The sequence below is a fragment of the Methylobacterium ajmalii genome (genome assembly GCF_036448855.1).
In the GTDB taxonomy this organism is placed as follows: Bacteria; Pseudomonadota; Alphaproteobacteria; order Rhizobiales; family Beijerinckiaceae; genus Methylobacterium; species Methylobacterium ajmalii.
Window position 1 is genome coordinate 191,126 of the sequence record NZ_JAZFXT010000028.1, and the last position, 21,167, is coordinate 212,292.

Consider the following 21,167-nt stretch of genomic DNA (forward strand, 5'->3'; position numbering starts at 1 on the left):
CCTTCTCGCGTTCAGGGTTTGGCCGCGGCCATACCCGTGGCGGCGACCGGGATCGGCGACAGGCGGATCCACGGCACCCGGCCGGGCGCGAAGGCGTCGCGGGCGCTCCTGCGCCACAGCGGCGGGGCGTGGTCGCCGACGAGCAGGATCTCGGTCCCGGGATGGGCCACCGCGAGGCGGGCGACCGCCTCGAACACGTCCTGCCACACCTCGACCATGGCGCAGACCTCCCGGTCGGCGAATCGGCTCTCCGGCTCGCCGCAATGCTGGCGCGGCGTGCCCGTGCCGGGCGCCACCGGGACGTGCGAGGACAGGGTGAGCCAGTAGACGAAGGCCGGCCCCGGGGCCGCCATCTCGACCGCCATCGCCTGCGCCACGTCGGTGTCGCAGGCACCCGGGAAGGGGCCGCCGCAGGGATGGGGAAAGCGGGGCTCCAGCGCCTCGGCGAAGAGGCTGTGCTGGAAGCCGGCTTGCGGGTACCAGCGTGCCCGGTGGTAGAAGCCGGCATGGAAGCCGTGCAGCGAGACCGTGCGGTAGCCGCGGGCCGCGAACCGCTCGGGCAGGCAGGAAGGGGCGTCGCGCAGGAAAGCCTCGTCGTAGGTGCGGTAGGTGCCGCACAGCTCGCGCATCTCTCCCGACGCCGTCGCGCCGAAGAAGGCGGTGGTGCCGGTGGCGACGGTGTAGAGCCGGCGCAGGTCCGGAGCCTCGAACGGCGCGGCGAGGATCGCCCGCTCAGCCGGGTCGCGCAGGAGGCCCAGGCTCTCGACCACCACCATCACGACGCGGCGGGGTGGATGCGCCCGGTCGGGCAGGGCGTCGAAGCCGGAGGCGAGGCTCGCCGATTCGAACGGATGGCCGAGGCTCGCCAGCGCGCCGAAATCGTAGGCCGTGGTGCCGTTGGCGAGCCCGTCGCCGATCATCAGCGCGGCTGCCGCCGCGGCGAAGACCGCGCGGCTGCCCCGGCGCATCGCCGGCCCCGCCCGCACCAGGAACGCCAGGTAGGCGAGGTTGATGGAGGCTGCGGACACCGCGCCGGCCGCGTAGGCCGGGGTCGCGAGGAGCGAGGCCAGGACGCCCGGGTCGAGCGCCCGCCAGGTCGCCTCGAAGCCGAGGAAGAACATCCGGCCGACGACCTCGATAACGTCGAACAGGACCGTCGCGAGGCCGAGCAGAGCCAGGATCCAGCCGCGCATCCGCCCGCCCAGCAGGGCGACCGCCGCGTAGAGCGCGATGGCGCTGGTCCGTGCCGGCACCCCGGCGACGGTGCTGGCGGTCAGGGCCAGGATGTTCGGGAGCAGCAGACCGCCGGCGAGCAGCAGCAGATCCGATCGGCCCAGTCGCAACCTTGTCGGGATTCTTCGGACGAACTGGAACATGGCCAGCCACGGCAAGAGGTCGTTGTCGCGAGGACACGACCATCCCTAGCCCGGCCTTGGTTAAGGTCGTCCTCGGAGTTGGCGGGATTTCGTGGCTGACCGAAGGTTATCCGCAGTGATCCGGGGCGGGTCGGCCCGGATCTATGGATCGTCTGCCAATGATTGGCGCACGATCGATCCGTTGCGGCACCGTCCCGGGGACACTGCTACGGGGTCACGCCTCGTCGCGCAGCACCCGGCGGATGATCTTGCCGGTGGTGGTCAGCGGCAGGCTCGTGCGGAAGGCGATCTCGCGGGGGTATTCGTGCGCGGACAGGCGGGTGCGCACGAAGGCCTGGATCTCGGCCGCCAGCGCGTCCGAGGCGGCGTGGCCGGGGCGCAGCACCACGAAGGCCTTGACGATCTCGGTGCGCACCGGATCGGGCTTGCCGACCGCCGCGGCGAGCGCCACCGCCGGGTGGCGCAGCAGGCAATCCTCGACCTCGCCGGGGCCGATCCTGTAGCCCGACGAGGTGATGACGTCGTCGTCGCGCCCGACGAAATGGACGTAGCCGTCCGCGTCCATCCGGCCCTGGTCGCCGGTGGTCATCCAGTCGCCTGAGACTCCATCGCTCACGAACTTGCGCTCCGTCGCCTCCGGGTCGTTCCAGTAGCGCAGGAACATCACCGGGTCGGGGCGGGCGACGGCGATCTGGCCGGTCTCGTCGACGGCCGCCGGGCTTCCGTCCGGGCGGATCACCGCGACCCGGTGGCCCGGCACCGGCCGTCCGGTGGAGCCCGCCCGCGCCACGCCCAGGGCCGCGCAGGAAGCCAGCACCAGGTTGCACTCGGTCTGGCCGTAGGCCTCGTTGATGGTGAGCCCGAGCGCCTGCTCCGCCCAGTGGAAGGTCTCCGGCCCCAGCATCTCGCCGGCCGAGGCCAGGGTGCGCAACGAGCGCAGGTCGAAGCGCCGGCGCGGCTCCTCGACGATGCGGAGCATCCGGAGCGCGGTGGGCGGCACGAAGGCATTGGCGACCGCGAGGTCGGCCATCAGCCGGAAAGCCTCCTCGGGATCGAACTTCTCCGCCTTGCGCGCCACCACGGCGACGCCGTGATGCAGGCTCGGCAGGAGCGCGTTGAGCAGCCCGCCGGCCCAGGCCCAGTCGGCCGGCGTCCACATCCGGTCGCCGGGCTTCGGCATGAAGTCGTGCATCATCGAGAAGCCCGGCAGGTGGCCGAGCAGCACCCGGTGGCCGTGCAGCGCGCCCTTCGGCGGGCCGGTGGTGCCGGAGGTGTAGATCATCAGGGCCGGGTCGTCGGCCCGGGTGTCGACGGGCGCGAAATCGGCCGAGGCCGCCCCCACCAGGTCGGCGTAGCCGAGCGCGCCGTCGCCGGCCCCGTCGGTCGAGATCACCAGGGCGAGGCCGGGCAGGGCGTCGCGCAGGGTCGCCAGCTTGGCGACGCCCCCCGCATGGGTCACCACCGCGGTCGCGCCGGCATCCGACAGGCGGTGCAGCAGACCTTCCGGCCCGAACACCACGGCGAGCGGCAGCGCGACGGCGCCGAGCTTGTAGATCGCCAGGTGCGCCACCACCACGGCGGGGGATTGCGGCAGCAGCACCGCCACCCGGTCGCCCGCCCGGACGCCGTGGGCCCGCAAGCCGTTGGCGAGGCGGTTCGAGGCCTCGGCGAGGGCGGCGTAGCTCCAGGTCTCGACCCGGCCGGCCGGGTCGACGTCGAGGATCGCCGGGCGCGTCGGGTCGGCGGCGGCCCAGCGGTCGCAGACGTCGACCGCGATGTTGTAGCGCTCCGGGATCCGCCAGCGGAACCCGGAGACGAAACCCTCGTACGAGGTGGGGATCACGCCTCGCGCGGCGGGAACCCGCCCTCGAAGACGAAGTCGGCGAGGGGGTGGCGGCCGTTCGGGGTCTCGCGGGCGCGGGTCTCCTCCGGCAGGGTCGCCGGATCCGCCTTGCGGCCGACCGCGAAGGCGGCCTCGACCCGGTGGTGCGGCGGCAGGTTCAGCGCGGCCGGCGCCCGCTCGTGGTCGAAGCCGGTCATGCCATGGGCGTGCCATCCCATCTTCACCGCCTGGAGCTGGAACAGCGCCGAGGCCGTGCCGGCATCGAAGGAGGCGCTGTAGGAGGGCTTGAGCCCGTCCGGGGTGTTCATCATCCCGTTCGAGGCCAGGAACACCAGCGCGCCGGCATTCTTCACCCAGCCCTGGTTGAACGGCACCAGGAGCCCGAACAGCGTCTCCCAGGCCGGGGTGTCGCGAAGCGCGTAGGCGAAGCGCCAGGGCTGCGAGTTGTAGCCCGAGGGAGCCCAGCGCGCCGCCTCGATCATCGTCATCAGGTCGGCCCGGGGCACGGCCTCGCCGGTGAAGGCGCGGGGCGACCAGCGCTCGAGGAAGAGCGCGTCGATCGGGTGGTCGGCGGTACGGGAATTGGCGGATGTGGTCACGGGCGGAAGGATCTCCGTGGAACTCGCGCCGTCCTGCCAGCAAGCGCGACGGTTGTCACGGCCCGCCGCCCCGGACTTCCGGGGGACCCGACCCGCGGAAACCTCATACCTCCGGCGGTGTTGTCCCCCACATGCCGGATCGGCCGCGACAGGAGACTTCCATGGACAAGACGGATCGGGCGCGGCCCAGCTTGCGCGACTTCGACCCCTATACCGACCGCAACGGCCAGGACATGGGGCAGGACTCCCCTCTCGATGTCGGCGTGCCGCCGCGCACGCAAGCCGACATGGCCCACGACCCGATGGGCCAGGCCCGGGACGCCCGCGTCGCCTCCGACTTCAACCGCCTCGACGCGATCGGCGCGACCGACAGCAGCCAGGCGACCGAGGACGAGACCCCGCCCGAGAACCTGCGCCGGATCAGCGACCCCTCGACCGGCGGGCCTGCCGCCCAGAGTCCCGCCGCGAAGGAAGCCATCGACCGGGCGACCGCCGCGGTCGGCAAGGACGAGGGGGAGTGAGGCGATGACGAGGAAGCCCGACGACGTGGTGGGCAGCCGGGGCGAACCCGCCGTCGGCGGCGGCCACCAGACTCCCGAGCAGGCGGCGATCACCCGGCAGGAAGGCGGCGGCCGCGACGAGGCCGAGCTGAAGAAGGACTGGTCCTCCGCCGGCACCCCCGGCCGCCCGCCGGTCTCGGTCGGCGGCAGCTCCGGCGGTCATTCCGACCAGATCGCCGCGCAAGGTCCGCACGAGGGCCGCAAGGTGGCGGACGGCGAATACCGGACCGAGAAGACCGGAGGCGAGACCGATGGTTGAGGAGAGCGAGATGGCCGAGCGCAGGGACGAATCCGCGGAGCGGGACAAGGCGCGCCGGGACAAGATCACGGCCGACGACCTGAAGGGCGTGGCGGCAGTGCCGCAGGACGGCGACGGCGAGGCCAACACGTCGGGCGCCAATGCGGGCGACCGGCAGAAGGTCGAGGCCGATCCGGGGACGGGTTGAGCCGTCTGGAAAGTCGGGGGGACGAGAAAGTGTCTCCCCTTCCCGCCCCCGGGGAGGGGAGAAGACCCGCGCCCGCTTCTCGAGGATCTTCGACCTGCCCGAACCAACCTGTTCCGTGTGATTGCTTGCGGCGACGCCTCTGCGGGCGCAAACGGATGCCGTGACCGACTCCGTCCTCTCCCCCTCCGCCCGTTCCGCCCCCTCCGAGCTCACGCCGGCCCGGAGAAGACGGGCGACGGCCGCGATCCTCGCCGGCGTCGCGCTCGCCACCCTCGACACCGCGATCGCCAACACCGCGCTGCCGACGATCGCGGCCGATCTCGGCGTCGATCCGGCGGATTCGGTCTGGATCGTCAACGCCTACCAGCTCGCCGTGGTGGCCACGCTCCTGCCGATCGCGGCGCTCGGCGAGATCGTCGGGCAGAGGCGGGTCTATCTCGTGGGCCTGGCACTGTTCACGGTCGCCTCGCTCGTCTGCGCGCTCGCCTGGTCGCTGCCGGCGCTGGTGGCCGCCCGGGTGCTCCAGGGCGTCGGCGCCAGCGCCCTGATGGCGGTCAACGTCGCACTGATCCGCTTCGTCACCCCGCCCCACCAGCTCGGGCGGGGGATGGGCCTCAACGCCTTCGTGGTGGGCGTCGGCTTCGCCCTCGGGCCGACTGCGGCCTCGCTGATCCTGCTCGTGGCATCCTGGCCGTGGCTCTTCGCCGTCAACCTGCCGATCGGCCTCGCCGCCCTGGCGCTCGCCCGGCGCGCCCTGCCGGAGACCGGGCGCTCGGGCCACGCCTTTGACGGGGTCGCCGCGCTCCTCAACGCCGCGACCTTCGCGCTCCTCGTCCTCGGCCTCGGCGAGGCCGCCCATGCCGGGCCGCTCTGGCGCGTGCTCGCCGAGTTCGCCGGGGCGCTCGCCTGCGGCGCCCTGCTCCTGCGCCGGCAGGCCGGCCACCCGGCCCCGATGCTCGCCGTCGACCTCTTCCGCCGTCCGCTCTTCGCGCTGTCGGCGGCGACCTCGGTCTGCTCGTTCGCCGCGCAGGGCCTCGCCTTCGTATCGCTGCCGTTCCTGTTCCAGCACGCGCTCGGGCATTCGCAGGTCGAGACCGGCTTCCTGATGACGCCCTGGCCCCTGGTGGTCGCCCTGATGGCGCCGGTCGCCGGCCGCCTCTCGGACCGCTACCCGCCGGGTCTCCTCGGCGGGATCGGCCTCGCGCTCCTCGCCGTCGGCATGGCCTCGCTGGCGCTGCTGCCGGCCGCGCCGGACGTCTGGGGCATCGCCTGGCGGATGGCCCTGTGCGGGGCCGGCTTCGGCTTCTTCCAGGCGCCGAACCTGCGCGCCATCATGACGAGCGCGCCGGCCGCGCGCTCCGGCGGCGCCAGCGGCATCGTCGCCACCTCGCGGCTCGTCGGCCAGACCACCGGGGCGGCCCTGGTGGCGGCCTGCTTCGCGCTCGCCGCCGCGCACGGCCCCGTCCTCGCGCTCGGCCTCGGCGCCGCCTTCGCGGGCGTCGCCAGCCTGGTCAGCCTGTCGCGCCTCGCGCTCGAGCGGGAGTGACGCCCGGGCGGGGAGGGCTGCCTACCCCCGCGCCAGCACCTTGCCGGGATTCATCAGTCCCTGCGGGTCGAGCGCCGCCTTGATCCGGCGCGCCAGCGCCATCTCGTCCGGATGGCGGTGGCGCGCCAGCTCGGCGACGCGGTACTGGCCGATGCCGTGCTCGGCCGAGATGCTGCCGCCGTAGCGGTCCACCACCCCGTGGACGAGGCCGTTGATCGCCTCCGAGGCATGCTCCGGCCCGATCAGGACGTTGTAGTGGATGTTGCCGTCGCCCATGTGGCCGAAGGCGTTGACGCGGGTGCCGGGCGCGCCGGTCTCCAGGACCCGGCCGGCCTCGTCGAGGAAGGCGGGGATCGCGGTGATCGGCACCGAGACGTCGTGCTTGACGCTCTTGCCCGCGCGCGCCTCGCACTCGGTGACGTGCTCGCGCAGGGCCCAGAGGTCGGCGGCCTGGCGGCCGGATTCGGCCAGCACGCCGTCGAGCGCGTCCTCGCGCTCGAGCGCGGTGCCGAGCACCCCCTCCATCGCCTCGCGCAGGCCCGAGAGCGACGAGGCCGCCTCGATCAGCACGGTCCAGCCCGCCGTCCCGACCGGGCTCCTGAGGCCGGCATGCGTCTCGACGAGGGCGAGCGAGGTGCCGGAGATCAGCTCGAAGGCCTGGATGCTGTCGCCGATCTCCTCCTGCGCCAGGGTGAACAGGCGCAGGGCCGCCGCCGGATCGGGCACGGCGAGCAGCGCCGTCGCGGTGTGGCGCGGCTTGGGCACGAGGCGCAGGACCGCCGCCGTGACGATGCCGAGCGTCCCTTCCGTGCCGATGAAGAGCTGCTTCCAGTCGTAGCCGGCATTGTCCTTGCGCAGGGCCCGGAGGCCGTCGACGATGCTGCCGTCGGCGAGCACGACCTCGAGGCCGAGGACGAGGCCGCGGGTCATGCCGTAGCGCACCACGTTGATGCCGCCGGCATTGGTGGCGATGACGCCGCCGACCAGCGCCGAGCCCTCTGCCGCGAAGCTCACCGGCAGCAGCCTGCCGGCTGCCTCGGCGGCGTCCTGCGCCAGCTTGAGCACGCAGCCGGCCTCCGCCGTCAGCGTCAGGCCGACCGGATCGACCCCCCGGATCGCGTTCATGCGGGCGAGCGACAGCACCACCTGCGTGGCGGAGCCGTCCGGCACCGCGCCGCCGGCGAGCCCGGTATTGCCGCCCTGCGGCACCAGGGCGGCCCCGGCTTCGGCGCACAGCCGCACCACGTCGGCGACCTCGGCGGTGGAGGCGGGGCGCACCACGCAGGCCGGCCGGCCCGGAAACAGGCGCCGCCAGTCGATGGCGAAGGGCGCCATGTCGGCCTCCTCGGTGAGGAGGCCGGCGGGGCCGAGGCGTGCCCCGAGGCGGTCGATCAGGGACTGGGTCATGACGGCATTCTGGGCTGACGAATTCACGGCTGTCGAGATCATGCCGGGGCCCTCGCGCGGGAGGCCCCGCCGGTCAAGGGCGCATGCGCAGGAAATCCGCCATCAGGGCGAGCTGGCCCTCCAGCATCGGCAGGCCGGGATGGGTGCGGCAGCCCCGCGCGGCGGCGGCCGCGAGGAGCGGGGTCTTCGCCGGCTGCATGATGATCTCTGCGACGAGCTGACCGGCCGCGAGACCGGCGGGGTCGAGCGGCAGGGGATCGTCCGGCCGCAGGCCGAGCGAGGTCGCGTTGACCACGAGGTCGTGGCCGGCCGGATCGGCGGCGCTCGCGAGCGGCAGGGCGGGATGGAGCCGGCGCAGGCGCGCGAACAGATCCTCGACTCGCGCGGGCGTGCGGTTGTGCACGGTGAGGCGGCCCACCCCGGCCTCGGCGAGCGCGAACGCGATGGCGTTCGCCGCGCCCCCCGCTCCGGCGAGATAGGCGCTCGCTCCCCGCGGGTCGTGGCCCGCCGCCCGCAGGCCCGCCACGAAGCCGGCGCCGTCCAGGATCTCGCCGACGAGGCGGCCGTCGGGCTCGCGCCGCACCGCGTTGACGGCGCCGACGAGCCGGGCCGCGTCGCTCACCGCGTCGAGGAGCGGCACGATCGCGGTCTTGTGCGGCACCGTGACGATGGCGCCGCCGAAGCTTTGCGTCGCCCGCAAGCCCGCCACCACCGTGGGAAGGTCGGCGGCCGCGACGTGGAGCGGCACCATCACCCCGTCGACTCCGCGCTCGGCCATCAGGCGGTTGAGGCCCTGCGGCGCCTTCACCTGGGCGATCGGGTCGGCGAGGATCGCGAAGACGCGGGTGCGGCCGGTGATCTCCGTCACGGTGTCTCTCCTCCGAAGCGCTCGGTGCGGATCGTGGCCGCCGGCACCCCGGCATCGACCAGGAGGTCGGAGACCGCGGAGACGAAGGGATTGCTCCCGCACACGAAGGTGTGGGCCGGGGCCCCGAGGGCGGCGAGCGACTCGCCGATCCGGGCGGCGTCGATCCGCCGGCCGCCGGGCTCCCGGGTCAGCGCCAGCCGCAGCCCGAATCCCGGCTCCCCGGCGTCGCGGCGGATCAGCTCGTCGCGGGCGATCACGTCCGCGGCGGTGCGGGCGGAGTAGAGCAGCAGGGCCGGCACGTCGGGCGCGGCCTCCGCCCGATGGCGCAGCATGGCGAGCAGCGGCACCACCCCGGAGCCGCCGCCGACCAGCAGCAGCGGCCCGCCCTGGGCCGGCTCCCAGACGAAGGCGCCGCCGATCGGCCCGCGCAGCTCGATCGCGTCGCCGGGCTCGGCCACGTCGGAGAAGAAGCCCGAGACCTCGCCGTCGTCGAGGCGCTCGATCAGGAGGTCGATCGCCTCGGGGCGCGTCGGCGAGGAGGCGATCGAGTAGCTGCGCTGCGCCTGGTAGCCGTCCGGCGCGGTCAGCCGCACGTCGACGTGCTGGCCGGCCCGGAACGGCCGGTCCCAGCCGACCGCCAGGGTGAGGCGCCGCACCCGCGGCGTCTCGGGAGCGGCGGCGACGATCCGGGATTCCTGCCAGATCAGGGCCATCGCGGAGCCTCATGGCGCGAAGGCCCTGCCTCGAAGACGGGGAGGGCTGCGATCGAGGATGTCGTCCCACCCGCGACCTCATCCTGAGGTGTCAGTCGATCGACGATCGACTGACCTAGAAGGAGCCTTCCAGACATCACGGCGACGGCTGGAGCCCTCCTTCGAGGCCCACTGTGTGGGCACCTCAGGATGAGGTCGTGGACGGGACGGAGGGAGTCGCTCAAGGCGTGCGGAGCCTCAATCGCCGGTGAAGCGCTGCTCGCGCCAGGGATCGCCGTACATGTGGTAGCCGCGCAGCTCCCAGAACCCGGCCTCGTCCACTTTCGTGAAGCGCAGGCCCTTCACCCACTTGGCGCTCTTCCAGAAGTAGAGGTGCGGCACCAGCAGGCGGGCGGGTCCGCCGTGGTCGGGCGTGATCGGCTCGCCGGCGTAGCGGGTCGCCACCATGGCCTTGCCCTCCGTCAGGTCGGCGACCGGCACGTTGGTGGTGTAGTCGTCGTAGCCCTCCGCCAGCAGGTAGGCGGTCGGCGCCGCGATCCCGGCCGCCGCCAGCAGGTCGTCGATCGTCACGCCCTCCCAGTCGGTGTCGAACTTCGACCACTTGGTGACGCAGTGGATGTCGCCCTTCCAGCGGGTGCGCGGCAGGGCCTCGAACTCGGCCCAGGTCCAGCTCTTGAGGGGCTTCGATCCCTCCCGCAGGGTGAAGCTCCAGCGGGCCGGATCGATGCGCGGCGTCGGGCCGAGCTGGAGAACCGGGAAATCCTCGGTCAGGTACTGGCCCGGCGGCAGGCGCTCGGCCTCCGGCCGCGGCGGGCGGCGCCCCGTGAACCCTCGCGTCACCATCGCGTGCCTCCTGTCCTGCCCGGCCCTCGACGGCCGGGATCAGCCGGCCTCACCATCGATGATCCGCCCGATGGCGTCGAGGAGGGAGGTATCCTCGCCGGCCATCCTGTCCATCCCGGCCATGCGGGCGATCACGGTGGCGGCGACCCGCTCCTCCACGGTGCCCTCCGCGTAGGCGAACAGGATCGCGGCGCGCTCGCCGTCGCGGTGGCAGCGGCCCTCGATCTGGCTGAGCTGGATCGCGCTGTGGCGCATGTCGTGGACGATCAGGCTGCGCGGGCGATCGCCGCCGGGCAGTTCGTTGCGGTGGAGCGAGATCGATTCGGTGACGGTGAACACCACCGCGTCGAGCTCGCCGCGCTGGAAGGCGACCCGCACCGTCTCGTTGGCCTCCGCCGTCCGCGTGCCGTCGATGGTGCCGGCGCGCCAGCCGCGGCCGGTGAAGGCCTCGACCAGGGCCGCCCCGGTCTCGAGGAACGCCACCGAGACCGCGACCTGCTCGCCGGCCTGCAGCAGGTCCTCGGCGAGGTCGACCGTGCCGGCGACCCGGATCAGGCTCGCCTTCTGGCGGAAGCGCAGGTCCGCCGCCCAGCCGGCGGCACGCCGGTTCGAGCCGCCGGCGAGGCCCCATTCGCGGCGGAATTCGCGCCAGGTCGCGTCGTAGAGCCGCTGGTCGGCGGGCGAGAGGGCGGTGGGGGCGAGGTCCCGCTGCACCTCCGGCCAGCCGGCGATATCGGCCGGGCGGCGGCGCAGCCCGATCGCGTCCGGGCCGCGATAGAGCAGGCCGGCCATCGTCTCCTGGTCGCGGGCATTCGGCTCCCACGACCAGTTCTGCCAGCGCCCCTTGGCCCGGCCGATCTTGAGATGCTGCATCAGGGCGCGGAAGTCGGCGGTGGTCTCCACCGGCCGGCCGACGGCGTGGCCGAGCAGCGCGCCGAGATAGGACAGCTCGTGCGGCGCCTGGCCGGCGGTGGCGCTGGCATAGACCGTGAAGGCGGCGGCCTCGGCCATGCGCCGGCAGGCCTGGCCCTGCTGCGAGGTCGGGTTGCGCAGGCGGTGGGCCTCGTCGAACACCACCAGCGGCCAGACGCGCTTGGGCCGGCCGAGCTTGGCGAGTTCGTTGTTCTTCGCCCGCACCGAGCGGCGGCCGCTCGCGGCCGGCAGCGCCAGCAGGGACTTGGTGCGCTCGTAGTTGAGGAGCGTCACGTCCTTGTCGGCGAGACCCGAATCCCGGATCGTCCGGCGCCATTGCGGCATCGCGCCCTTCGGGCAGACGATCAGCACCGCCCGCTCCGGCATCGCCGCGATCGCGCCCCAGACCGACAGGGTCTTGCCGAGCCCGGTCATGTCGCCGAGGAGGAAGCCCGGCCGGCCCTCGGCCCGCGCCGCCAGGATGGCGCGAATCGCCTCGACCTGGTGCGGGCGGGGGACCAGGCGGGGGGCGTCGGATTCGGGTGTCATGGCGCCCCTATGCCGGGGGGCGGGGCCGGGCTCAAGCCTCGCCCGGGTGCGACGCCTTTTTCGCGCCCACCCCGCGCATCGGCGCCGCCGACGCGGTATCGCGGTGGAACGCCACGACGGAGGAACCGCACGATGAGCCGCCGCATCGCCCTGATGGGCCTCGGCCAGATGGGCCGCCCGATCGCCCGCCACCTCGCCGCGAAGGGGGAGGGCGCCGACACGGTGGTGGCGATCGATTCCGACCCGGCGCGGGTCGCCGGGCTCGACGGGCCCGGGCTGGTCGCGACGACCGATAGGGCGGCGGCGGCCGGCGCCGACGTGCTGATCCTGTGCCTGCCCGACGGCGACGTGGTCGAGGCGGTGCTGCTCGGGCCGGACGGGCTCGCGGCGCGTCTCGCGCCCGGCGCCCTGGTGATCGACCTGAGCACCATCGCGCACGCGACGGCGGTGCGCCTCGGCCGGGCGCTCGCGGATCGCGGCCTACGCTTCCTCGACGCCCCGGTCTCCGGCGCGCCGGCCGGCGCGGAGGCCGCGACCCTCACGGTGATGTGCGGCGGCACGCCGGAGGACTTCGCCGCGGCCGAGCCGCTGCTCGCCCGGATCGGCACGCAAGTGCTGCACATGGGCCCCCTCGGCAGCGGGCAGCTCACCAAGACCGTCAACAACGTCATCTACGACATCAACATCGCGGCCCTGGCCGAGGTGCTGCCGATGGCGGTGGCGATGGGCCTCGACCCGGCGCGGCTCGCGACCGTGGTCACCACCGGCACCAGCCGCAGCTACGCCTCGCAATACTTCGTGCCGCGGATCCTGCAGGGCACGTTCGACGAGGGCTACCCGCTGGCCAAGGCCTACAAGGACCTCGTCAGCGCCGCCGCGGTCGGGGCGGAGGGCGGCTTCCCGCTGCCGGTGACGGCCGCCGCCACCGCGACCTACCAGATGGCTCTGCGCCACGGCCACGGCGCGCGCGACAAAGGCGCGATGATCCTGCCGTTCGAGGCGATGCTCGGCGTCGCGGTCCGGACGCCGCCGGAATAGGGACGTCCGCCGGCGGTCCTGCTACGCGTTGCGAGCCCGCCCGCCCCTGCGCTAGAGAGCTTCACGATCGGCTGCAATCGCGAAGCTCTCTAAGCCTTTGTTTTGTCGCATTTTCTCCGACGAACCGGTTTCCACTTCGTCGGAAAATGCTCTAAGCCGGCCTCGACCCCGCGCAGGAGCCCATCGCCCATGCAGACCTTCGATTCGGACGGCGTGCCGATCGCCTATGTCGACGTCGCCCCCAAGGAAGGTGCGGGCGATCCGATCCTGCTGATCCACGGCTTCGCGTCGAACCACGCGGTCAACTGGGTCAACACCTCCTGGGTGCGCAGCCTGACCGGGGCCGGGCGGCGGGTGATCGCCCTCGACAACCGCGGCCACGGCCGCAGCGGCAAGCTCTACGAGCCGGAGGCCTACGGCTCCGACCTGATGGCCGAGGATGCCCGCCGGCTCCTCGACCATCTCGAGATCCCCCGCGCCGACGTGATGGGCTACTCGATGGGGGCGCGGATCACCGCCTTCCTGGCCCTCGCCCACCCGGACCGCGTCCGCTCGGCCCTGCTCGGGGGCCTGGGCATCCACCTCGTCGAGGGGAGGGGGCTGCCCCCCGGCATCTCGGAGGCGATGGAGGCCCCCTCCCGCGACGCCGTCACCGACCCGACGGCGCGGATGTTCAGGGTCTTCGCCGAATCGACCGGGAGCGACCTGCGCGCGCTCGCCGCCTGCATGCGCGGCTCGCGCCAGACCCTGTCGCGGGCGGAGGTGGCGCAGATCGAGGTGCCGGTGCTGGTCGCGGTCGGCACCACCGACACCGTGGCGGGTTCGGGCCCGGCGCTCGCCGCCCTGATCCCGGAGGCGAAGGCCCTCGACATCCCCGACCGCGACCACAACCTCGCCGTCGGCGACAAGGTGCACAAGGCCGGCGTGCTGGCGTTCCTCGACGCGCGGCCCTGACTCGGTTCGAGACGTCGACCGCCCGCAGGGCCGCGCGCCCGGACCGGACCGGACCGGACCGCGCGCGGATCGCCGATGCGGCCGACCTCGCCGACGACGAGGCGGCGCGGCGGGCCGCGGGAGCGCCTCAGCGGTAGCCCGCCGCCTGCAGCTCGAAGAGTTCGGCGTAGCGGCCGCCGCGGGCCACGAGGTCGGCATGCGTGCCCTCCTCCAGCACCTGTCCGCCGGAGAGCACCACGATCCGGTCGGCCCGGCGCACGGTGGAGAAGCGGTGCGAGATGAGGAGCGCGGTGCGGCCCGCCGCGAGGTCGGCGAAGCGGCGGAAGATCTCGGCCTCGGCCGCGGCGTCGAGCGCCGCCGTCGGCTCGTCGAGGACCAGCATCGCGGCGTCGCGCCGGTAGGCACGGGCGATCGCCACCTTCTGCCACTCCCCGCCCGACAGCTCGACCCCGTCCTCGAAGCGCCGGCCGAGGCGCTGGTCGTAGGTCGCCGGCAGCCGCTCGATCACCGCATCGGCGAGCGCCCGCCGGGCGGCGGCCGCGATGCCCTCGCGGTCCTCCCGCGCCTCGATCCGCCCGACCGCGATGTTGTCGCCGGCGGTGAAGTCGAACCGCAGGAAATCCTGGAAGATCACGCCGATCCGGGCGCGCAGGGACTCGATGTCGTATTCGGCGAGGTCGCGGCCATCGAGGAGGATGCGCCCCTCGGTGGGGGCGTAGAGCCGCGCGAGCAGCTTGACGATCGTGGTCTTGCCGGCGCCGTTCTCGCCCACCAGCGCCACCACCTCGCCGGCCCCGATCGCGAGCGAGAGGTGGCGCACCGCCCAGCGGCTCTGGCCCGGATAGCGGTAGCCCACATCCTCGAACACGAAGCCCGTGCGCAGGCGCTCCGGCACCGGGTGCGACCCGGAGCGGATCGTCGGCGCGATGGTGAAGAACGAGAAGAGGTCGTCGAGGTACTGGGCCTGGCCCATCACCTGCGAGGCGCCGAGCAAGAGCCCCTCGACGAGGCCGCGCAGCCGCAGGAAGGCGCCGCCCAGGAAGGTGAGGTCGCCGACGGTGAGCGTGCCGGCGAGCGCCTCCCCGGCAATGACCAGGTAGGCGGCGTAGTAGGCGAGCGTGCCGAGCGTCGCGAAGGTGCCGCCGGCGAGCGCCCGGTGGCGGGCGAGCTCCCGGTTCTCGGCGAGGAGCCGGGCGGCGAGGTCGCGGAAGCGCGCGGCGAGGTGGGCGGCGAGGCCGAACAGCTTCACCTCCTTGGCGCTCGCCGCGTCCGCCCCGAGGTAGCGCAGGTAGTCGGTCTCGCGCCGGTCCGGGCTGCGGCGGAAGGCCAGGCGGTAGCCGCGGGCGTTGAAGTGCAGCTCGTTGAGGAAGGCCGGGATCAGGGCCAGCACCAGGAGCAGCACCAGCCCCGGCAGCATCGTGCCGACCGCGACCGCCAGCGTGATCGCCGTGACGAGGTCCTGGAGCTGGCCGAGCAATTGCCCGATCAGGTTCGAGCGCCACGCCACCTGGCGCCGGGCCCGCTCGAGCCGGTCCTGGATCGCGCTGTCCTCGAACTGCTCGAGGTCGAGGGCGGCGGCATGCGTCATCAGGCGCAGGGACGTGGCGTTGCCGACTTTCTCCGCCAGCACGCCGTCGACGTAAGCGGTCGCCCGCCCGAGGAGGTCCGACAGGACCGCGAGCCCGAGCTCGATCCCGACGAGCATCCCGAGATGGTGCAGCCGCGGATCGGCGAGCCACCCGGCCTCCGGCGGCGGCCCGGCACGTCCCGCCACCACGGCGTCGACCACGAGCTTGGCGGTGTAGAGCATCAGCGCCGGCAGCCCGGCGCGCAGGAGGCGCAGAGTGAGGCTCGCCGCCGTCAGCCGCGGATCGGTCGCGAGCGCGAGGCGAAACAGGGCGGGCAGGTGGCGCAAAGGCCCGAGCCGGGCGCTGGCGGCGCGGCGCAGGCGATCGAGGCGGCTCTCGGCGGGGGTGTCCATGGGGGCGGATATAGGTTGGCCGGCCCCGCTTTCGCCGGCCGCACCACGTCCTGGAACCGGCGCACCCGGCCCCTCCCCCGCAGAGGCCGGTTTGTCCGGGGAAAATCCCTACAAGAATCGAGCGCGGGATCCCCTCTCCCGTGTGGGAGAGGGGTAGGGGTGAGGGTGTGACACTTCTGAATAAAGCTCGGGCCATCGTGCCGGCAGCGGGACGGCTCAAGCTTTCTGCGGAACCGTAGCACCCTCACCCCCGGCCCCTCTCCCACACGGGAGAGGGGAGGCGCACTATTCTCTTCCCGACAGCCCCGCCCTCTGCGGGGGAAGAATTCGGGCCCGCGAAGCGTGACCACGGTTCGGGAACTTCGCCGTGTGCCCCGCGTCGACTCAGGCCAGGTTTCACGAAGGATCCCCCCATGCCGGCCCGCTTCCTCGCCCCTCTTCTCGCCCTCGCGATCCTCGCCCCGCTCCCCGCCCTCGCCCAGGTCAGCGAGACCGGCACCGGCGGCGGGCCGGCCTCGACGATCAAGGCGCCCAACACCGCCGGCACCGGGCAGACGGTGCCCAAGCCCGGCGCGCTCGGTCCGAACGAGACCGCCACCGTCTCGCCGCAGATGCGCCGGGAGGCCAAGCGCGAGGACGCGATCATGAAGGGCATCTGCATCGGCTGCTCGAAGTAGCGACCGGTCGCGGACCAGACCTGCACGGAAGGACTTGCGGGAGACGGGCCGGCGGCGGCATGACGCGAGGGAGCCTCCCTTAGAAGAGTTCCCATGCCCGCCTATCGCTCCCGCACCACCACCCACGGCCGCAACATGGCCGGCGCCCGCGGCCTGTGGCGCGCCACCGGCATGACCGACGCCGATTTCGGCAAGCCGATCATCGCGGTGGTGAACTCGTTCACGCAGTTCGTGCCCGGCCACGTCCACCTCAAGGACCTCGGCCAGCTCGTGGCGCGGGAGATCGAGGCGGCGGGCGGCGTCGCCAAGGAGTTCAACACCATCGCGGTCGATGACGGCATCGCGATGGGGCACGACGGCATGCTCTACTCGCTGCCGTCCCGCGACCTGATCGCCGATTCGGTCGAGTACATGGTCAACGCGCACTGCGCCGACGCCATGGTGTGCATCTCGAACTGCGACAAGATCACCCCCGGCATGCTGATGGCGGCGCTGCGCCTCAACATCCCGGTGGTCTTCGTCTCCGGCGGGCCGATGGAGGCCGGCAAGGTCAACGTCTCGACCGGCATCAAGAAGGTCGACCTCATCGACGCGATGATCGCCGCCGCCGACGACCGCGTCTCCGACGAGGACGTGCAGGTGATCGAGCGCTCGGCCTGCCCGACCTGCGGCTCGTGCTCGGGCATGTTCACGGCGAACTCGATGAACTGCCTCACCGAGGCTTTGGGTCTCTCGCTGCCCGGCAACGGCTCGGTGCTGGCGACGCATGCCGACCGCAAGCGCCTCTTCGTCGAGGCCGGCCACCTCATCGTCGATCTCGCCAAGCGCCACTACGAGCAGGACGATTTTTCGGTTCTGCCGCGCGCCATCGCCTCGATGACGGCGTTCGAGAACGCCATGACCCTCGACATCGCCATGGGCGGCTCGACCAACACGGTGCTGCACCTCTTGGCCGCCGCCTACGAGGGCGAGGTGCCCTTCACCATGGCGGATATCGACCGGCTGTCGCGCCGGGTGCCCGTTTTGTGCAAGGTCGCCCCGGCGGTGGCCAACGTCCACATGGAGGACGTGCATCGTGCCGGCGGCATCATGGCGATCCTCGGCGAGCTCGACCGGGCCGGCCTGATCGACACCAATGTCGGCAATGTCGGTTCCGGCACCCTCAAGGAGGCGCTGGCGCGCTGGGACGTCGCCCGCACCACCAGCGAGAGCGTGCGCGAGTTCTACCGCGCGGCGCCGGGCGGCATCCCGACCCAGGTCGCCTTCAGCCAGGCCTCGCGCTGGGACGAGCTCGACCTCGACCGCGAGGGCGGGGTGGTGCGCGATTCAGCCCACGCCTATTCGCAGGATGGCGGCCTCGCGGTGCTCTACGGGAACCTGGCGGAGGACGGCTGCATCGTGAAGACCGCCGGTGTGGATGCCAGCATCCTCAGCTTCTCGGGCCCGGCCCACGTCTTCGAGAGCCAGGACGCCGCGGTCGAAGGCATCCTGGGCGGCAAAGTCAAGGCCGGCGAGGTGGTGCTGATCCGCTACGAGGGCCCCCGCGGCGGCCCCGGCATGCAGGAGATGCTGTATCCGACGAGCTACCTGAAGTCGAAGGGCCTCGGAAAGGCTTGCGCGCTCGTCACCGACGGGCGCTTCTCGGGCGGCTCCTCGGGCCTGTCGATCGGCCACGTCTCGCCGGAAGCAGCGGAAGGCGGCCTCATCGGCCTCGTCGAGCAGGGCGACCGGATCGAGATCGATATCCCGAACCGGCGCATCCACCTCGCGGTCGATGCCGCCGAGATCGAGCGCCGCCGCGCGGCGCAAGCCGCGAAGGGCTGGCAGCCCGCCGCGCCGCGCAAGCGCAAGGTGAGCGCCGCGCTGCGGGCCTTCGCCAGCATGACCACCAGCGCCGCCCACGGGGCCGTGCGGAAGATCTGACCCCATGACGGTCGTGCGGCTGACGCCCAGCGAAGCCCGCCGGGTCGCCCTGGCGGCGCAGGGGTTTCACGCCGCACGCCCTGCCAAAGCCGGTCCCCGGCACCTCGCCGCCACGATCGACCGTCTCGGCCTGCACCAGATCGACAGCGTCAACGTCTTGGTGCGGGCGCATTACCTGCCGGCCTTCTCGCGGCTCGGCGCCTACGACACGGCCCTCCTCGACCGCCGCGCCTGGGGCCCCAGGCGCGACCGGCGGCTGTTCGAGTACTGGGCGCATGAATGCTCGCTCCTGCCGCTCAGCCTGCAACCCCTCCTGCGCTGGCGCATGGCCCGGGCCGATCGGGGCGAGGCCGGCTACCGGGCGATGCGGACCTTCGCCACCGAGCGCCGGCCCGAGGCGATGGCGTTGCTCGCGCGGCTTCGCGACGAGGGCCCGCTCTCGGCCTCCGACATCCAGACCGGCCGGGCCGGCTGGTGGGAATGGAGCGAGCCCAAGCGCATGCTCGAATGGCTGTTCTACGCCGGCCACGTCACCACGGCGACGCGGCGGCGCAGCTTCGAGCGGGTCTACGACCTCACCGAGCGGGTGATCCCGCCGGACATTTTGTCCTTGCCCGATGTGCCGGAGGCGGAGGCGCAGGCCCAGTTGGTCGCCCTCTCCGCCCGGGCCCTCGGCCTCGCCACGGCGTCAGAACTCCGCGACTATTTCCGCCTCGACGCGCCGGACGTCGCCGCGGCCATCGCCCGGCTGGTGGAGGAGGGCATCCTGCTCCCGGCCGAGGTGCCCGGCTGGCCCCCCGCCTACCTCCACCGCGACGCCAAGATCCCCCGCCGTGTCTCGGCCCGAGCCCTGCTCGCCCCCTTCGACCCCCTGGTCTGGGAGCGCGCCCGCACCGAGCGCCTGTTCGGTTTTCGCTACCGCATCGAGATCTACACCCCGGCGGCGCAGCGGCAGTATGGGTATTACGTGCTGCCGTTCCTGTTCGGGGAGGAACTGGTGGGGCGGGTGGATTTGAAGGCGGATCGGGCTGGGGGACGTCTCCTGGTGCATGCGGTGCATTGGGAGCCGGGAAGGGCGGATGGGGCGCGGGAGGCGTTGGGGGTGGAGTTGGGAGTTTTGGCGGGATGGTTGGGGTTGAAGGAAGCAGTCAGAATGATTCAGTTTGACGCAGCACCGGAATATTTAATGAAATAGAGTTTCTCCGTCAATCCTTTCGGAGTCGATGTCGGGATACGCTTGTGCTCGCTCGCTATAACGCCCGACGCATTCTTATTACAATAATATATTATTTTGTAGTACCACGTTACCTGCATTAATATCTAATATAAATTTGCATTTTTAGCTATGATGTTTGTGCTCACTCCTCGCATTAATAGATTACGATTTAGCATTATTTATAATATAGTGAGCTTTTGGATCTCGTTGATATTCTCCGGGAACGAATAACAGAACGCCTTTCTTGGTTAGACGCTCAAGATCTTTCTTGCTTGTAGCCCAAGTCCTTCCAGTCAGCCGCTGAGCTTCAGAAACTTGGATACTTTTATTTCTAAAAGCGTATGCGGCAATTTTTATTTCGTGCTCTTGAAGCGATTTCCATAACTCAGCGCCAAAAAATTGCGTCACATCTTTGTCAGTTGATCTCTTTCTAGATTCATGATCATTGCGAAGCGTCACTCTGACAACCACGCCATATATTGCTTCTTGCTTAAATTGGGGATCTGGGAGCCCCCAGCCCTGCATACTCTCTCGAATACGGCGGGTTCCTTCTCTCGCCATCAGTACATAACCAAGGTACCTAAGGGCGTCCATAGTGTGATGGTTACGCGACGCCCGCGTGTTATATATTGTATTTTCGTTAACCGGGGGTACGAACCCACCTGGACTTTCAATTTCCAATCTTCCGGGGAAAAATTTTATGGTAATTTCCGTTCCGCTAAAACTATAAGAGCGATGTACGCAGGCGTTTATCAATGACTCATGCCACGCCCATTTAGGATATTCAGGAGTTGTTACAAATTTTCCGTCTTTATTTAGCCAAGTAACATCGTAATTTAGCTCTTCAATTAGCTCTGTCGATCCTGCGATAATTGTGACGAGATTGCCCTCTACAAACTTGTCGCGTATAGGGCTGTATGTTTCGCCAGTACCTTCATGATCTGTCGAAAATCTTTGAATACGTACTCTGCATCCCGGAATAGTACGTAGCGGATCCTTCGCAGCCAGCAAAACCAAACTATTAAGAGGAACTATATTTTGACCATCGCTTGATATAAGATGCCGGTCAAGCAAAACCTCTTCGTTTGATCACTTGTTGCGACCTTCACGGTGCCTGAAATTATCACAAAAATCATTTATTATCTTAATGTCGAAATCATCTGGATATTTATACGGTGCTTTCTCCATTTCAAATGATAGTTCTTGCCGCGTTGCCCGGAAATCACGCTTCTCTTCGTCGCTCATTTTATGGCGAGAGTCGCCATAGCGTATCCACGCCTCGCCCTTATTCGTCTCAACAAGTCTTCCAACATACGGTATGTAAACGGCAATACAAAAATCTTCTTTCCCATCTATCGTGACAGGAACGTTTTTGAAAACTGGCTTAGCTTGTGGACACATTTTGGTGTGACATTGTTCCAGTCTGTTTCGCAGATTAGTGCCAGCAGCAGTACACCCAGTAGCTTCGCCCTTGGAGGTAGCACCAAATACGATGGTTCCACCATCAGGAGTGTTTGAGAAAGCGCTAAGATAAGTTGCAAAATCTTCGAAATGCACTTTTTCAGCGCGTTTATATTCAACTCGGCGATCTTCCCCAAGGAAGCTCATCAGGCGCTGACTTAGCCGCACCCAAATATCGCGCGGCGCCCATAGCGCGGGGTTCTCCCCTAGCTGGTAGGGAGTATCAAATGGTAGATCGAGCTGCCCTTCACCCAC

The 21,167-nt window shown here is 70.5% G+C and carries 20 protein-coding genes; 9 read left to right on the top strand and 11 right to left on the bottom strand.

What is annotated here, in order from left to right; genetic code table 11:
• Positions 1–11 precede the first annotated feature (11 nt).
• From V3T34_RS14360 to V3T34_RS14370, 3 genes are all read right to left on the bottom strand, one after another.
• Complete coding sequence (locus tag V3T34_RS14360; protein WP_305079026.1) at positions 12–1,343, bottom strand: sulfatase-like hydrolase/transferase; 1,332 nt, start codon at positions 1,341–1,343, stop codon at positions 12–14.
• Between the two features lie 247 nt (positions 1,344–1,590).
• A complete protein-coding gene (locus tag V3T34_RS14365) occupies positions 1,591–3,219 on the bottom strand; it encodes an acyl-CoA synthetase (RefSeq protein WP_331369197.1) in 1,629 nt (542 codons plus the stop codon).
• Positions 3,216–3,818 (bottom strand): nitroreductase family protein, encoded by a 603-nt coding sequence (locus V3T34_RS14370; RefSeq protein ID WP_288582777.1) that lies wholly within the window; start codon positions 3,816–3,818, stop codon positions 3,216–3,218. Before V3T34_RS14370 ends, V3T34_RS14365 begins: the two co-directional genes overlap by 4 nt.
• 161 nt (positions 3,819–3,979) lie before the next feature.
• Here V3T34_RS14370 and V3T34_RS14375 point away from each other — a divergent pair, with 161 nt between their 5' ends.
• The 4 genes from V3T34_RS14375 (at position 3,980) to V3T34_RS14390 (ending at position 6,370) form a co-directional block, all read left to right on the top strand.
• On the top strand, positions 3,980–4,339 hold the full coding sequence (locus V3T34_RS14375) for a hypothetical protein (protein ID WP_305079024.1): 360 nt from the start codon (positions 3,980–3,982) through the stop codon (positions 4,337–4,339).
• 4 nt (positions 4,340–4,343) lie between these two features.
• Positions 4,344–4,637, top strand: coding sequence for a hypothetical protein (locus tag V3T34_RS14380; RefSeq protein WP_305079023.1), 294 nt, complete (start codon positions 4,344–4,346; stop codon positions 4,635–4,637).
• Between the two features lie 10 nt (positions 4,638–4,647).
• A complete protein-coding gene (locus V3T34_RS14385; protein WP_167543914.1) occupies positions 4,648–4,824 on the top strand; it encodes a hypothetical protein in 177 nt (58 codons plus the stop codon).
• A 160-nt stretch (positions 4,825–4,984) separates the two neighbouring features.
• Positions 4,985–6,370 (top strand): MFS transporter, encoded by a 1,386-nt coding sequence (locus V3T34_RS14390; RefSeq protein WP_305079022.1) that lies wholly within the window; start codon positions 4,985–4,987, stop codon positions 6,368–6,370.
• Positions 6,371–6,391: 21 nt separating this feature from the next.
• Here V3T34_RS14390 and V3T34_RS14395 read toward each other — a convergent pair whose 3' ends face one another.
• The 5 genes from V3T34_RS14395 to V3T34_RS14415 all read right to left on the bottom strand — a co-directional run bounded on the left by V3T34_RS14395 (position 6,392) and on the right by V3T34_RS14415 (position 11,662).
• The gene (locus V3T34_RS14395; protein WP_305079021.1) at positions 6,392–7,777 is read right to left on the bottom strand and encodes an FAD-binding oxidoreductase; all 1,386 of its coding nucleotides are present in this window, start codon (positions 7,775–7,777) and stop codon (positions 6,392–6,394) included.
• Between the two features lie 73 nt (positions 7,778–7,850).
• Positions 7,851–8,645, bottom strand: a complete 795-nt coding sequence (locus tag V3T34_RS14400) for a shikimate dehydrogenase family protein (RefSeq protein WP_060846887.1) — start codon at positions 8,643–8,645, stop codon at positions 7,851–7,853.
• Positions 8,642–9,358, bottom strand: a complete 717-nt coding sequence (locus tag V3T34_RS14405) for an FAD-binding oxidoreductase (RefSeq protein ID WP_305079020.1) — start codon at positions 9,356–9,358, stop codon at positions 8,642–8,644. Before V3T34_RS14405 ends, V3T34_RS14400 begins: the two co-directional genes overlap by 4 nt.
• 237 nt (positions 9,359–9,595) lie before the next feature.
• On the bottom strand, positions 9,596–10,201 hold the full coding sequence (locus V3T34_RS14410; protein WP_305079019.1) for a sulfite oxidase-like oxidoreductase: 606 nt from the start codon (positions 10,199–10,201) through the stop codon (positions 9,596–9,598).
• A gap of 39 nt (positions 10,202–10,240) precedes the next feature.
• On the bottom strand, positions 10,241–11,662 hold the full coding sequence (locus V3T34_RS14415) for an SNF2-related protein (protein ID WP_305079018.1): 1,422 nt from the start codon (positions 11,660–11,662) through the stop codon (positions 10,241–10,243).
• 132 nt (positions 11,663–11,794) lie between these two features.
• On the opposite strand from V3T34_RS14415, the gene V3T34_RS14420 reads away from it, so the two are divergent.
• Positions 11,795–12,700, top strand: coding sequence for an NAD(P)-dependent oxidoreductase (locus tag V3T34_RS14420; protein ID WP_305079017.1), 906 nt, complete (start codon positions 11,795–11,797; stop codon positions 12,698–12,700).
• A gap of 189 nt (positions 12,701–12,889) precedes the next feature.
• Positions 12,890–13,654 (top strand): alpha/beta fold hydrolase, encoded by a 765-nt coding sequence (locus V3T34_RS14425; protein ID WP_305079016.1) that lies wholly within the window; start codon positions 12,890–12,892, stop codon positions 13,652–13,654.
• 127 nt (positions 13,655–13,781) lie between these two features.
• On the opposite strand, the gene V3T34_RS14430 is transcribed toward V3T34_RS14425, so the two are convergent.
• The gene (locus V3T34_RS14430; RefSeq protein ID WP_305079015.1) at positions 13,782–15,635 is read right to left on the bottom strand and encodes an ABC transporter ATP-binding protein; all 1,854 of its coding nucleotides are present in this window, start codon (positions 15,633–15,635) and stop codon (positions 13,782–13,784) included.
• Positions 15,636–16,048: 413 nt separating this feature from the next.
• Between V3T34_RS14430 and V3T34_RS14435 the strand changes: the two genes are divergently transcribed.
• The 3 genes from V3T34_RS14435 (at position 16,049) to V3T34_RS14445 (ending at position 19,430) form a co-directional block, all read left to right on the top strand.
• The gene (locus V3T34_RS14435; protein WP_305077634.1) at positions 16,049–16,312 is read left to right on the top strand and encodes a hypothetical protein; all 264 of its coding nucleotides are present in this window, start codon (positions 16,049–16,051) and stop codon (positions 16,310–16,312) included.
• A 93-nt stretch (positions 16,313–16,405) separates the two neighbouring features.
• Positions 16,406–18,235 (top strand): dihydroxy-acid dehydratase, encoded by a 1,830-nt coding sequence (gene ilvD, locus V3T34_RS14440; RefSeq protein ID WP_305077635.1) that lies wholly within the window; start codon positions 16,406–16,408, stop codon positions 18,233–18,235.
• A 4-nt stretch (positions 18,236–18,239) separates the two neighbouring features.
• Positions 18,240–19,430, top strand: coding sequence for a winged helix-turn-helix domain-containing protein (locus V3T34_RS14445; RefSeq protein WP_305077636.1), 1,191 nt, complete (start codon positions 18,240–18,242; stop codon positions 19,428–19,430).
• 183 nt (positions 19,431–19,613) lie between these two features.
• On the opposite strand, the gene V3T34_RS14450 is transcribed toward V3T34_RS14445, so the two are convergent.
• Both V3T34_RS14450 and V3T34_RS14455 read right to left on the bottom strand, forming a co-directional pair.
• Entirely contained in the window at positions 19,614–20,525 is a 912-nt protein-coding gene (locus V3T34_RS14450; RefSeq protein WP_305077637.1) for an ATP-binding protein, read from the bottom strand.
• Positions 20,526–20,540: 15 nt separating this feature from the next.
• Positions 20,541–21,167 (bottom strand): AlbA family DNA-binding domain-containing protein, encoded by a 627-nt coding sequence (locus V3T34_RS14455; protein ID WP_305077638.1) that lies wholly within the window; start codon positions 21,165–21,167, stop codon positions 20,541–20,543.

What these genes read in the sequence shown, in the direction of transcription:
- V3T34_RS14375 (WP_305079024.1), top strand. Translation starts at nt 3,980, where the DNA reads ATGGACAAGACGGATCGGGCGCGGCCCAGCTTGCGCGACTTCGACCCC.
- V3T34_RS14380 (WP_305079023.1), top strand. Translation starts at nt 4,344, where the DNA reads ATGACGAGGAAGCCCGACGACGTGGTGGGCAGCCGGGGCGAACCCGCC.
- V3T34_RS14385 (WP_167543914.1), top strand. Translation starts at nt 4,648, where the DNA reads ATGGCCGAGCGCAGGGACGAATCCGCGGAGCGGGACAAGGCGCGCCGG.
- V3T34_RS14395 (WP_305079021.1), bottom strand. Translation starts at nt 7,777, where the DNA reads ATGACCCAGTCCCTGATCGACCGCCTCGGGGCACGCCTCGGCCCCGCC.
- V3T34_RS14405 (WP_305079020.1), bottom strand. Translation starts at nt 9,358, where the DNA reads ATGGCCCTGATCTGGCAGGAATCCCGGATCGTCGCCGCCGCTCCCGAG.
- V3T34_RS14410 (WP_305079019.1), bottom strand. Translation starts at nt 10,201, where the DNA reads ATGGTGACGCGAGGGTTCACGGGGCGCCGCCCGCCGCGGCCGGAGGCC.
- V3T34_RS14415 (WP_305079018.1), bottom strand. Translation starts at nt 11,662, where the DNA reads ATGACACCCGAATCCGACGCCCCCCGCCTGGTCCCCCGCCCGCACCAG.
- V3T34_RS14420 (WP_305079017.1), top strand. Translation starts at nt 11,795, where the DNA reads ATGAGCCGCCGCATCGCCCTGATGGGCCTCGGCCAGATGGGCCGCCCG.
- V3T34_RS14425 (WP_305079016.1), top strand. Translation starts at nt 12,890, where the DNA reads ATGCAGACCTTCGATTCGGACGGCGTGCCGATCGCCTATGTCGACGTC.
- V3T34_RS14430 (WP_305079015.1), bottom strand. Translation starts at nt 15,635, where the DNA reads ATGGACACCCCCGCCGAGAGCCGCCTCGATCGCCTGCGCCGCGCCGCC.
- V3T34_RS14435 (WP_305077634.1), top strand. Translation starts at nt 16,049, where the DNA reads ATGCCGGCCCGCTTCCTCGCCCCTCTTCTCGCCCTCGCGATCCTCGCC.
- ilvD (WP_305077635.1), top strand. Translation starts at nt 16,406, where the DNA reads ATGCCCGCCTATCGCTCCCGCACCACCACCCACGGCCGCAACATGGCC.
- V3T34_RS14445 (WP_305077636.1), top strand. Translation starts at nt 18,240, where the DNA reads ATGACGGTCGTGCGGCTGACGCCCAGCGAAGCCCGCCGGGTCGCCCTG.